12 protein-coding genes are annotated in these 11,558 nt (G+C 61.6%); 5 read left to right on the forward strand and 7 right to left on the reverse strand.

Annotated elements, in window-relative coordinates; genetic code table 11:
• Positions 1-157: 157 nt before the first annotated feature.
• The 7 genes from asd to OX460_RS10125 form a co-directional block, all read right to left on the reverse strand.
• The gene (gene asd, locus OX460_RS10095) at positions 158-1,285 is read right to left on the reverse strand and encodes an aspartate-semialdehyde dehydrogenase (RefSeq protein WP_071653756.1); all 1,128 of its coding nucleotides are present in this window, start codon (positions 1,283-1,285) and stop codon (positions 158-160) included.
• Between the two features lie 45 nt (positions 1,286-1,330).
• Positions 1,331-2,401: a 3-isopropylmalate dehydrogenase gene (gene leuB, locus OX460_RS10100; RefSeq protein WP_099666992.1), complete on the reverse strand. Its 1,071-nt coding sequence runs from the start codon at positions 2,399-2,401 to the stop codon at positions 1,331-1,333.
• A 10-nt stretch (positions 2,402-2,411) separates the two neighbouring features.
• Complete coding sequence (gene leuD / locus OX460_RS10105; protein ID WP_251350427.1) at positions 2,412-3,059, reverse strand: 3-isopropylmalate dehydratase small subunit; 648 nt, start codon at positions 3,057-3,059, stop codon at positions 2,412-2,414.
• A 51-nt stretch (positions 3,060-3,110) separates the two neighbouring features.
• The gene (locus tag OX460_RS10110; RefSeq protein WP_010400408.1) at positions 3,111-3,233 is read right to left on the reverse strand and encodes an entericidin A/B family lipoprotein; all 123 of its coding nucleotides are present in this window, start codon (positions 3,231-3,233) and stop codon (positions 3,111-3,113) included.
• A 122-nt stretch (positions 3,234-3,355) separates the two neighbouring features.
• Positions 3,356-4,759 carry a 3-isopropylmalate dehydratase large subunit gene (leuC, locus tag OX460_RS10115; protein WP_289898566.1) on the reverse strand — a complete coding sequence of 468 codons (1,404 nt, stop codon included), beginning with the start codon at positions 4,757-4,759 and terminating at the stop codon, positions 3,356-3,358.
• 279 nt (positions 4,760-5,038) lie between these two features.
• The gene (locus OX460_RS10120) at positions 5,039-6,928 is read right to left on the reverse strand and encodes a chemotaxis protein CheA (protein WP_289898567.1); all 1,890 of its coding nucleotides are present in this window, start codon (positions 6,926-6,928) and stop codon (positions 5,039-5,041) included.
• Positions 6,928-7,794, reverse strand: a complete 867-nt coding sequence (locus OX460_RS10125) for a protein phosphatase CheZ (RefSeq protein WP_289898568.1) — start codon at positions 7,792-7,794, stop codon at positions 6,928-6,930. Before OX460_RS10125 ends, OX460_RS10120 begins: the two co-directional genes overlap by 1 nt.
• A 466-nt stretch (positions 7,795-8,260) precedes the next feature.
• Between OX460_RS10125 and OX460_RS10130 the strand changes: the two genes are divergently transcribed.
• From OX460_RS10130 to OX460_RS10150, 5 genes are all read left to right on the forward strand, one after another.
• Positions 8,261-8,728: a universal stress protein gene (locus OX460_RS10130; protein WP_099666987.1), complete on the forward strand. Its 468-nt coding sequence runs from the start codon at positions 8,261-8,263 to the stop codon at positions 8,726-8,728.
• Between the two features lie 154 nt (positions 8,729-8,882).
• Positions 8,883-9,527, forward strand: coding sequence for a response regulator transcription factor (locus OX460_RS10135; protein ID WP_034783426.1), 645 nt, complete (start codon positions 8,883-8,885; stop codon positions 9,525-9,527).
• A 340-nt stretch (positions 9,528-9,867) separates the two neighbouring features.
• Positions 9,868-10,674: a helix-turn-helix domain-containing protein gene (locus OX460_RS10140; RefSeq protein WP_035821063.1), complete on the forward strand. Its 807-nt coding sequence runs from the start codon at positions 9,868-9,870 to the stop codon at positions 10,672-10,674.
• Positions 10,675-10,922: 248 nt separating this feature from the next.
• Complete coding sequence (locus OX460_RS10145) at positions 10,923-11,120, forward strand: hemin uptake protein HemP (protein WP_034750559.1); 198 nt, start codon at positions 10,923-10,925, stop codon at positions 11,118-11,120.
• A gap of 85 nt (positions 11,121-11,205) precedes the next feature.
• Entirely contained in the window at positions 11,206-11,532 is a 327-nt protein-coding gene (locus OX460_RS10150) for a hypothetical protein (RefSeq protein WP_289898569.1), read from the forward strand.
• The last annotated feature ends 26 nt before the right edge of the window (positions 11,533-11,558 follow it).

Consider the following 11,558-nt stretch of genomic DNA (forward strand, 5'->3'; position numbering starts at 1 on the left):
AGTTGACATGGGAAAACTGTTACTTTTCCAGAGGTATCAACATATCATCATGCCCAGAGCTATGCAAGCTCCGCATGGTTGAGCCTTGACGGGCTCAGGACGAAAAAAAAGCCGGGAAAACAGCCCCGGCTTGATCTGGATCAGCAATTAATTGCCGTTATGCGTCCAACAAAATACGCAGCATGCGGCGCAGCGGCTCGGCCGCGCCCCACAGCAATTGGTCGCCCACGGTGAACGCGGACAGGTATTCGCCGCCCATGCTCATCTTGCGCACGCGGCCGACGGGAATCGTCAGGCTGCCCGTGACGGCGGCCGGCGACAGGTCGCGCACGGACGCTTCGCGCGTGTTCGGCACGAATTTCACCCATTGGTTGTTGCTGGCGATGATGTCGTTGATTTCATCGAGCGGCACGTCTTTCTTCAGCTTGATGGTCAAGGCTTGCGAATGGCAGCGCATGGCGCCGATGCGCACGCACAGGCCGTCGACCGGGATTTCCTTCGTGCCGAAATCGATGCCGCGGCCCAGGATCTTGTTGGTTTCCGCACCGGCCTTCCACTCTTCCTTCGACTGGCCGTTGCCCAGGTCCTTGTCGATCCACGGGATCAGGTTGCCGGCCAGCGGCGCGCCGAATTGCTTGATTTCATCCGGGGAATAGCCGTGCTGGGTGGCCAGCACCTGGCGGTCGATTTCCAGGATGGCGGAAGCGGGGTTGTCCAGCAGCGCCTTGACGGAACCGTTGATGGTGCCGAATTGCGTCAGCAGTTCGCGCATGTGCTGCGCGCCGCCGCCCGATGCCGCCTGGTACGTCATCGACGTCATCCAGTCGATCAGGTCGTGCTGGAACAGGCCGCCCAGGCCCATCATCATGCACGACACGGTGCAATTGCCGCCGATGTAGTTCTTGACGCCCTTGCCCAGCGCATCCTTGATGACGTGCAGGTTGACGGGGTCGAGCACGATGACGGCGTCTTTTTCCATGCGCAAGGTCGAGGCCGCATCGATCCAGTAGCCATTCCAGCCCGCTGCGCGCAGCTGCGGGAAGACGGCGCTCGTGTAGTCGCCGCCCTGGCAGGAAATGATGATGTCGCACTTGGACAGTTCGGCGATGTTGTTGGCATCCTTGAGGATGGTTTCATTCTTCGCCATGGCCGGCGCCGCGCCGCCCGTGTTCGAGGTGGTGAAAAACACCGGTTCGATGTGGGCGAAATCGCCCTCTTCCTGCATGCGCTGCATCAGGACCGAACCGACCATACCGCGCCAACCTACCAAGCCAACTAATTTCATTACCATTCCTCAAGATGAGACGGCGACTGCCGTCATTAGACTATTTTATCCCAGTGCTTTTACAACTGCATCGCCCATGGCCTCGGTACCGACCAAAGTCGTGCCCGCTTCATGGATATCGGCCGTGCGCAAGCCCTGCGCCAGCACCTGCTTCACGGCCGTTTCGATGCGGTTTGCCTGCTCTTCACGATTCAGCGAATAACGCAACATCATGGCGGCCGACAAGATCGTCGCCAGCGGATTGGCGATGCCCTTGCCCGCGATATCGGGCGCCGAACCGTGCGATGGCTCGTACAGGCCCTTGTTGTTGGCGTCCAGCGAGGCCGACGGCAGCATGCCGATCGAACCCGTCAGCATGGCGGCCGCGTCCGACAAGATGTCGCCGAACATGTTGCCGGTCACCATGACGTCGAATTTCTTCGGCGCCCGCACCAGCTGCATGGCCGCGTTATCGACATACATATGATCGAGCGCAACATCCGGGTATTCCTTGTGCACGTCGATGACGATGTCTTTCCAGAACTGGAACGTTTCCAGCACGTTCGCCTTGTCCACGCTGGTGAGGCGCTTGTCGCGCTTTTGCGCGGCCTGGAAGGCCACGTGGGCGATGCGGCGGATTTCGCCTTCCGCATAGCGCATCGTGTCGAATCCTTCGCGCTGGCCCTTGAACGGACCGTCCGGGCACTCGCGCACGCCGCGGGGCTGGCCGAAATAAATGTCGCCCGTCAATTCGCGGATGATCAAAATGTCCAGGCCGGACACCACTTCCGGTTTCAGGGTCGAGGCGCCCGCCAGTTCCGGATACAGAATGGCCGGACGCAGGTTGGCGAACAGGCCCAGGTTCTTGCGCAAGCCCAAAATCGCCTGCTCGGGACGGAACTGGCGCTCCAGATTGTCGTACTGGTAGTCGCCCACGGCGCCGAACAGCACGGCATCGGCCGCCTTGGCCAGCGCCAGCGTGCCTTCCGGCAAGGGGTGGCCATGGGCCGCATAGCCGGCGCCGCCCACGGGCGCGCTTTCCAGCTCGAACGATTCGCCCAGCACATTCAAGACCTTGACGGCTTGCGCGACGATTTCAGGACCGATGCCGTCGCCGGGTAAGATTGCAATTTTCATATTTTATCGATTAGATGACGTTGGCGAGCCAAGGCTGATTGTTCAAATGACGCTCTTCGAAGGCGCGGATATCGTCCGCGTGGCGCAGGGTCAGGCCGATATCGTCGAGCCCATTCATCAGGCAATATTTGCGGAAGGCGTCGATCTCGAACGGGTAGGACACGGAACCATTGCTGGTGCGCACGCATTGCTGCTCCAGGTCCACCACCAGCTTGAAGCCGGGGAAAGCCTTGACTTCATTGAACAGGTGCTCGACCTGGCTTTCCGACAGCACGATGGGCAGCAAGCCGTTCTTGTAGCAATTATTGAAGAAAATGTCGGCGAACGAGGGCGCGATAATGGCGCGGAAACCATATTGATCGAGGGCCCACGGCGCGTGTTCGCGCGAGGAACCGCAGCCGAAATTCTTGCGCGTGAGCAAGATCGAGGCACCCTGGTAGCGCGGCTCGTTGAGCACGAACTCCGGGTTCAGCGGGCGGCGGCTATTGTCCTGGCCCGGTTCGCCATGGTCGAGGTAGCGCCATTCGTCGAACAGGTTGGGGCCGAAGCCGCTGCGGTGGATCGATTTCAGGAATTGCTTCGGGATAATCGCGTCGGTGTCGACGTTGGCACGGTCCAGCGGGGCGACCAGGCCTTCGTAAATCGTAAATTTATCCATGCTGTTTCTACTCGGTAAGACGCGCGGCGCAGGGCGCCGGCACGTCGCGGTTTATTTTCCGCCGGCGCCAGTGACAACCTGGCCGACTTTCTGCACATCGCGGCCGATGCCGGAAACGGTGTTGCAGCCAGACAGGATGACGGTGGCGATGAGGAGGGCGAAGAGTTTTTTCATGATGATCTCGTTTGTTTCAGGGAAATGAATGGCGCTAGTGTAAACCAGCAGCTGAAAGCTGGGGTCAGACCCGGCGGGTCTGACCCCGGAATTTGGCTGCGTTACCACGCAGTTCCCCTAATTCATCGCAAGCCCCGCACGTCGACAAAGTGGCCGGCGATACCTGCCGCGGCCGCCATCGCGGGCGACACCAGGTGGGTACGCCCGCCCTGCCCTTGCCGGCCTTCGAAGTTGCGGTTCGACGTAGACGCGCAACGTTCGCCCGGCTCCAGGCGGTCCGCATTCATGGCCAGACACATGGAGCAGCCCGGCTCGCGCCACTCGAAACCGGCATCCTTGAAGATGCGGTCGAGTCCCTCGCGCTCGGCCTGATCCTTGACCAGGCCGGAACCGGGCACCACCAGCGCCAGCGAGACGTTCGAGGCGCGGTACTTGCCGCGCACCACGGCCGCTGCCGCGCGCAAATCCTCGATGCGCGAATTGGTGCAGGAACCGATGAAGACCTTGTCGATGCGGATGTCTTCGATGGCCGTGTTCGGTTTCAAGGCCATGTAGACGAGCGCCTTTTCCATCGCATCGCGCTTGACGCTGTCTTTTTCCAAATCGGGGTCCGGCACGCGGCCATTGACGCCGATCACCATCTCGGGCGACGTGCCCCAGGTCACTTGCGGCACGATGTCTTGCGCGTTCAGGGTGACGACGAGGTCGAAGCGGGCGCCCGGGTCCGAATGCAGGGTGCGCCAATAGGCCACGGCGCGTTCCCAGTGGGGACCGGCCGGCGAAAACGGGCGGCCCTTGACGTAATTGATGGTGGTGTCGTCCACGCCGATAATGCCGGCGCGCGCGCCCGCCTCGATGGCCATGTTGCACACCGTCATGCGGCCTTCCATCGACAGGGCGCGGATGGCCGAGCCGCCGAACTCGATGCAGTAGCCCGTGCCGCCGGCCGTGCCGATCTTGCCGATGATGGCCAGCACGATATCTTTCGCCGTCACGCCGGCAGGCAAGGCGCCGTCGACCTGCACCAGCATGGATTTGGATTTCTTTTGCAGCAAGGTTTGCGTGGCCAGCACATGTTCCACTTCGGACGTGCCGATGCCGTGCGCCAGCGCGCCGAACGCGCCGTGCGTGGACGTGTGCGAATCGCCGCAGACGACCGTCATGCCGGGCAGGGTCGCGCCCTGCTCGGGGCCGATCACATGCACGATACCCTGACGCTTGTCGTTCATGTTGAAGTAGGTCAAGCCATAGTGCCGGGCGTTCTTGTCCAGGGTTTCCACCTGCAGGCGCGAGACCGGGTCGGCAATGCCGTCGACCCGGCTGGTGGTGGGCACGTTATGGTCGGCCACGGCCAGGTTGGCGGAAATGCGCCACGGCTGGCGGCCCGCCACGCTGAGGCCATCGAAGGCTTGCGGGCTGGTGACTTCGTGCAGCAGGTGCCGGTCGATGTACAGAATTGTCGTGCCATCATCTTCGGCCCGAACAACGTGGGATTCCCAAAGTTTGTCGTAAAGCGTCTTCATCATGATTTATGCAGCGTTGCCACAGCCTGTGTTTAAGTGATCTGTCTACTGATCGGAGGGATCGGCAATGATTATGCCATATATTGTGCAATGCAGAACCAAAAGCCGCCCCAGCGTGGGATGGGCGATACAAAATTTGGCGCGCTTTGCGGATATGGCGAAAAAATTGCTGATACGAAAATCCGCCAAAATGCCGGCGGGGCGAATAAAAATCGAAAAAAGCCGAAAAAAAAGCCCGCTGCAGAGGTCTGCAGCGGGCTGGATGTGAACTGGCCTGTGTTGTTAGGCAGCCATGCGCACACTTCCCCTGCAACCATCCATCAGGAAAGATAGGCCCACGACTAGCACCAGCTCGCCCTCGGCCGAGCGGGCCGTGCCCGTGATGCCTTCCACGGTGATGGCCGTCATCGGCTTGATCACGAGGTCGGCCGTGCCATCGACGGCTTCCACGGCGAGAATGTACGGCTGTGGCGCAGCGACAACAATGCCGACGCGCTCGCTGCACGATTCGTAGCCCAGCGAACCGGCCAGCGACCGCACGGGCAATGGACGGCCCTGGTCTTTCAGCACGGGCGCGCCGCCCACTTCCATGAAGGTTTCCGGCAATTCGACGACGCGCTGCACCACGGCCATCGGCAGCGCCAGCGCGGCGCCCGAGGTCGACACGAGCATGGTCGGCACGATCGACAGTTCGATCGGCAGGCGGATGGCAAATTTGGTGCCCTTGCCCAGCGCCGATTCGATGTGGATGGCGCCGCGGTTTTTCTCCACGGCCGTTTTCACCACGTCCATGCCGACGCCGCGCCCGGAGACGCTGGACGCGACTTCCTTGGTCGAGAAGCCCGGCAGGAACACCAGCTGGAAGCATTCGTCGTTGCTCAACTGCGCGTTTTCGCTGATCAAGCCCTTTTGCTGGGCCTTGCTGCGCAGGAAGGCCGGGTCCATGCCCTTGCCGTCATCCTGCAGCACGATCATGACACTGTTGGCTTCCTGCCATGCCTTCAGTGAAATATACGATTTGGCGGGCTTGCCGGCAGCCAGGCGCGCTTCCGGCGATTCGACGCCATGGTCGAGCGAGTTGCGCAGCATGTGCACGAGCGGATCGTACAGGCTGTCGACCACCACGCGGTCGACTTCCGTCTCCGCGCCTTCGATGGTCAGTTCGACATCCTTGCCCAGATCCTTGGCCAGTTCGCGCACCAGGCGCGGGAATTTCTGGAACAGGCGGCCGACGGGCTGCATGCGCGTGGCCAGGGTGGCCCGCTGCAGTTCCGTCGAGTAACGCGAAGCGCGTTCCAGGGTTTCCGCCAGGGTCGCCATCAAGGTAGCGGCCTGGCCTTCGAATTTGAATTGCAGCAAGCGCTCGAGCAGCACGGCAGCCTGGTTGGCGGCCTGCACGGATTCGCCGGCCACTTCCAGCAAGGCGTCGAGCTTGACGGCGTCGACGCGGATGCTGTCTTCCTTGACGGGCGCAGCATGGCGCACTTCCGGACGCTCTTCGCGGCGTTCGGCGCCATCCCAGGCCTTGGCGGCCGGTTTGGCGGCGGCAACAGCGGCAGGCGCGGCGGCCACGACGGCAGGCGCAGCGGCGACGGCGGACACCGGTGCGGCAGCGACGCGGCTGGACTCGGGCACGACGGCGTTATACATGCCTTCCCAGTCCAGGCCATCGGCGCTGGCAGTGGCCGCGACAGCGGCAGGCGCGGCCGCAAGCACTTCAGCGACCTCGGCAACAGGCGCGGCCGCTTCCGCCACCACGGCGGCGGCAGGCGCAGGCGCGTCCATGCCCTTGCCTTCGATGGCGTTCGTCAGGATGTGTTCCAGCTCTTCCGGCATGGCCGGCAAGCTTTCCGGCGCGGCGCCATTTGCCAGCTCCGTCAGCTGGTCGGCCACGAAACCGGACGCTTGCAGCGCCGCCTCGATGGCGATCGGCGTCACGGGCGCGGCGCCCGTTCGCAAGGCGTCGAACAGATTTTCCGTCAGGTGGCAGGCCGCCACCAGCGCAGGCAGGCCCATGAAACCGGCGCCACCCTTGATGGTGTGGAAGGAACGAAACACGGCATTCAGTGTTTCCTTGTTGTCAGGATCACGCTCGAGGCGCAATAAGTGCTCTTCAACATTAACCGCAAGATCCATCGCCTCAACGACGAAATCCTTGAGCATATCGTCCATTAGAATCCCAAATCCGCAAGAAGGTCGTCTACATTATCCTGGTCCAGCGCCACCGACGGCACGGACGGGCCCTGCATCAGCGGCACCGGCTTTTGCGCCAGTTTTTCGCGCACCTCGGCCGGCGCGTTGTCGCGCAGCAGCTGAGCCAGCTCGTTTTCCACCGTCTTGGTGATGTTGACCACTTTTTTGATCAGCTGGCCCGTGATGTCCTGGAAGTCCTGGGCCATCATGATTTCCAGCAAGCGGGCTTTTTCCGCTTCCGTCGCTTCGGCAACGGCTTGCGCGAACTGGCGCGAATCGCCGGCCAGGGCCTTGAATTCTTCCAGGCTCAGCTTGCCGTCGAACAGCGCCGTCCAGCGGCCGTCCATGTCCTTGGCTTTCTTCGACAGCACGTCCTGCGCCGGCATGCCTTCGTCGAGCGTGTTCAAGACCTTGTTGGCGGCCTGTTCCGTCAGGGTGGCGACATATTCCAGGCGGTCCTGGGCGTCGACGATCTGCGACGACGCTTCCGTCAACGCCTTGTCGTAGCCCAGTTCGCGCAGCGAATCGTGCAGCAGGCGCACGATGCCGCCCAGGCGCTCGAACATCGGCTTGTCGGACTGGTCGACCGGGTCGGCTGTTTCGCCAGGCGCGTCGGCGCCGGCCACGGGGGCCGCTTCCGCTGCGGCTGGCGCGGCAGCCACCGGCGCCGCTGCGGCTGCCGGTACGGCGGCGCTGGCCGACACGGAGTCGAACAGCGCATCAAAATCGTCATCCGCGATCACGGCGGGAGCGGGCGCGGCGGCAGGCGCCGGCGTGGCTGCGGCCGCGCTTTGCGCGGATACTTCATCGAATAATGCATCGAAATCATCAGCGGCGTTGGTCATATCCCTGCTTCTCCATAATTTGTCAAAATTCCGCCTGAACTGTGCGTTTTACAGACTGATACCCACAATTTCTCGATTAAGATGATTTGAGGCAATACCGCTGCGATGGTGCGAGTGTAGCAGGGCGCCGCCCTGTTGGTAAATCTCAAAACGCGCTTCCTGGTGCAAAGCGGGTCCGCAAGAGCTTTTCCGCCAGGAAATAAGTGTTCCTGCTGTTGTATTTTGAAATACTACCATTGGCGTGCGTGCAAGACCACGCGCGACACAAGAAATCCTGCTCTCAAGCGCCTGCGCAACGGCGCCAGGCAGACCCTGCCGCAGCTAAACACGATCTTTCTGCCAATGTTGTCTATACTGAAGGTGCAGTAGTATTGATAATTATCAAGTCTTTACATGAATACAATGCTGCCGCCACGTCTACAATGAGAGGCGTTGCGCGCGCTGAGTCACTGCCAAAGGACCTGCCATGTATAAGAAAATTCTGATCGCCACGGACGGCTCCACCGTCTCCAACTTGACGGCCTGTGCCGGCGTTGCCTTTGCCGAACAAATGCACGCCGACATCCTTGCCGTGTACGTGGCGCCCGAGTACCAGTACCCGGTGTACATCGAAATCATTCCGCCGAGCTATCCCAGCGAAGAGGAATACCGCGTCGCCATGCGCAAGGCGGGCGCCGACCACTGGCAACCCGTGCTCGACGCGGCTGCCAAGCGGGGCTTGCAAGCGACGGGATTAACGGCCTTTTCCGACAGCCCCGCCCTGAAAATCGTGGAAGTGGCGCAATTGCAGCAATGCGACCTGATTTTCATGGGTTCGCATGGCCGCAGCGGCTGGGGTCAGTTGCTGCTGGGCAGCGTCACCAACAAGGTGCTGTCGCACTCGAAATTGCCCGTGCTGGTGCACAGGCTGATCAAGGAACCCCCGACAAAATAAGGGGTCACATGGCCACGGGGGCCGTCGCACCGGCACATCGCAAGAAAAGGCACAGTGCGGCAGCTTCGGTTAAAATGACAACGTTTCTCGTTTCTCAACATTTGATTGTCCGGTGACGGACAGAGCAGATTACACGCCACCAGATTGCCCGCCTATGATACGTATTGTGATTGCCGACGACCACACCATCATGCGTGAAGGATTGAAGCGCATCCTTGACGGCGCGCCGGATATCGACATCGTGGGTGAAGCCATCGACGGTTTTGAAGTACTCAACCATGTGCGCCAGGGCGGCTTCGACCTGTTGCTGCTCGACCTGTCGATGCCGGGCCGCAGCGGCGTCGACCTGATCCGGCAAATCCGCAGCGAGGCGCCCAAGCTGTCCATCCTGATCCTCACCATGCACGAGGAAGAGCAATATGCGGTGCGCGCCATCCGCGCCGGCGCGCAAGGCTATCTGACCAAGGAAAGCGCGGGCACCCAGCTCGTGGGCGCCATCCACAAGGTGGCGTCGGGACGTCCCTACATCAGCGCCGAGGTGGCGGAGCAGCTCGTGCTCAACATCATGATGCCGAATGAAAGCTTGCTGCATAAACAGCTGTCGGACCGCGAATTCGAAGTCTTTTCCCTGCTGGTGGCAGGCAAGTCGATCACGGAAATTGCCAACAACCTGCATCTGAGCGTCAAGACGGTGAGTACGCACAAGACGCGCATCATGCAAAAGATGGGCATGAGTTCCCTGTCAGAAATGGTCCAGTATGCCGTGGCGCACCGCCTGCTCTCCCCCTTCAAGACCTGAATACGGCGGCGCGCGCCCGCGCGTCGACTGTAGGAACAATCCTACTTCATCTACCACAGCTCCTACTGCCATATTCAGCCACTGCTGATATTAATTGCATACGCTTGTTGGCATACTGAAACCAGTAATCAAGTTGCTGGAAAGTTATTTCATCACACAGCAAGTCTTCAGCGAATTGAGCATTACCTGCCCGAACGCGCGCCGCCGGCCCACGCCTGCCCGCCGTCCCGTGCACCCCGTCATTCAACTCTGAACTACCTGTCACCAGGAGATGAACATGCTGTCCACGCAAATGCCCGACACCCGCGCCGCCTCACCATCGCTGGCCCCCTCCGCTCCGATGGAAGCGGGACGCCAGCGCCAGGGCCGGCTCTGGTCGAACCTGAAGGAGGTGTGCGACCTGCTGCATATCTCCAGCGCCTGCACCATCGCCGCCGACGAACTGCTGTTCCAGCACGTGCAATTCAAGACGGGCCAGCGCGTGCACACGATCGGCCAGCCGTTCGACACCCTGTACATCGTCAATTCGGGCTTCCTGAAAACCGTGCTCATCGATGAGTTCGGCAATGAGCAGGTGCTCAGCTTTCCCATGAAGGGCGACATGCTGGGCGTCGACGGCATCCACTCGCGCCACTATTCCTCGGAAGCTGTGGCCCTGTCCGACTGCGACCTGATCCTGCTGCCGTTCAAGAAACTCACGGCGCTGGGCCGTGTCCACCTGGAACTGGAAAATGTCATGTACGGCGTGATGAGCCGCGAACTGGTGCGCGAGCAAGCCATGATCGGCATGCTGGGCGCCCTCAGCGCCGAAGCCCGCGTGGCGCGCTTCCTAGTCTCGCTGGCCGACCGCTTTGCGCAGATGGGCTACTCGAGCAAGCTGTTCAACCTGCGCATGACGCGCCACGAAATCGGCAGCTACCTGGGCCTGACGCTGGAAACGGTCAGCCGTACCTTGTCCGCCTTCAATGAAATCGGCCTGATCACGGTTGACCAGCGCACCATCGGCATCAAAGATCCGGACGCCCTGAAAACCCTGCGCCGCCTGCCGCCGTCGCGCTCGCGCGCCAAGCAGCTGGCCGCCGCCAAGCTCAAGGCCGATACCACCGCGGCCGCCAGCGCCTCGGCGCAATTGCTGGCCACCATCTAGCTTCATCCCGATTTCCTCAAGCTTGGCACAGGCTTGACCCGGCCAAGGCGCACTGCCTTGCCGGGTCTTTTTTGCTGCCGCCCCCTTCCGCGCCGCGCCAGCGGCCGCCTTTGCGCAGCACTCTCTCCCACGCTGCCGTCCCACCGTAAAAAAGCGCGGATTCCGCACAAATAAGCCTTGCTTTTCGGGCCACATTCAACAATAATGCAAATACGAATCATTCTCAACTGAGACAAAGAAAGCCCAACATGCAAAGCTCAAAACCAGCCTTGATCCAGGATGCCGCTACCGCCCACGTCCGTCCTCCCGTCAGCATGGCCCAGCCGGCGCGCCGCATCACCAGCGAAGCGCTGCTGCAGCAGGGCCGCGAAGTGGAGATTGAGCACAGCGGCAAGATCTATCGCCTGCGCGTCACCCAATTGAACAAGCTGATCCTGACTGCCTGAAGCAGCACGGCAGCCAGTCACCACACTCGCCAGCCAGTCGCGCCCCGTGCGCGCAGCCAGCCAAACCACCGCACAGGAGTGTTTGATGGCGAACGACCGACCTTCCCCGATGTTTCCTCCTCCGCAAGGCCAACAGCCTGAACTGCTGCTGTCGGCCGTGCTGCACCTGATGTCGCACTACCATGCGGGCAGTCCCTGCGAGAAACTGGCGGGTGTCATCGAACGCCATCTGCAAGTGCTGTCAAACTCGCCCGGCCTGGGCCCCGTGCTGCAAGCGACCTGCCAGCAACTGTCGCAGCAATGGGCTGCCCTGGTGGCGCTGCACCGGCCCGCGCCACCCAGGACCAGCTGGCTTGAGCGCCTGGCACGCATGCTGAGCGCCAAGCGCCCCGCCTCGCCCCTGGCGCAATAATTTCTTTTCCATCCCCCATCGCCCAA

Origin of the sequence: Janthinobacterium sp. SUN033 (genome assembly GCF_030397595.1) — a bacterium.
GTDB lineage: Bacteria > Pseudomonadota > Gammaproteobacteria > Burkholderiales > Burkholderiaceae_D > Janthinobacterium > Janthinobacterium kumbetense.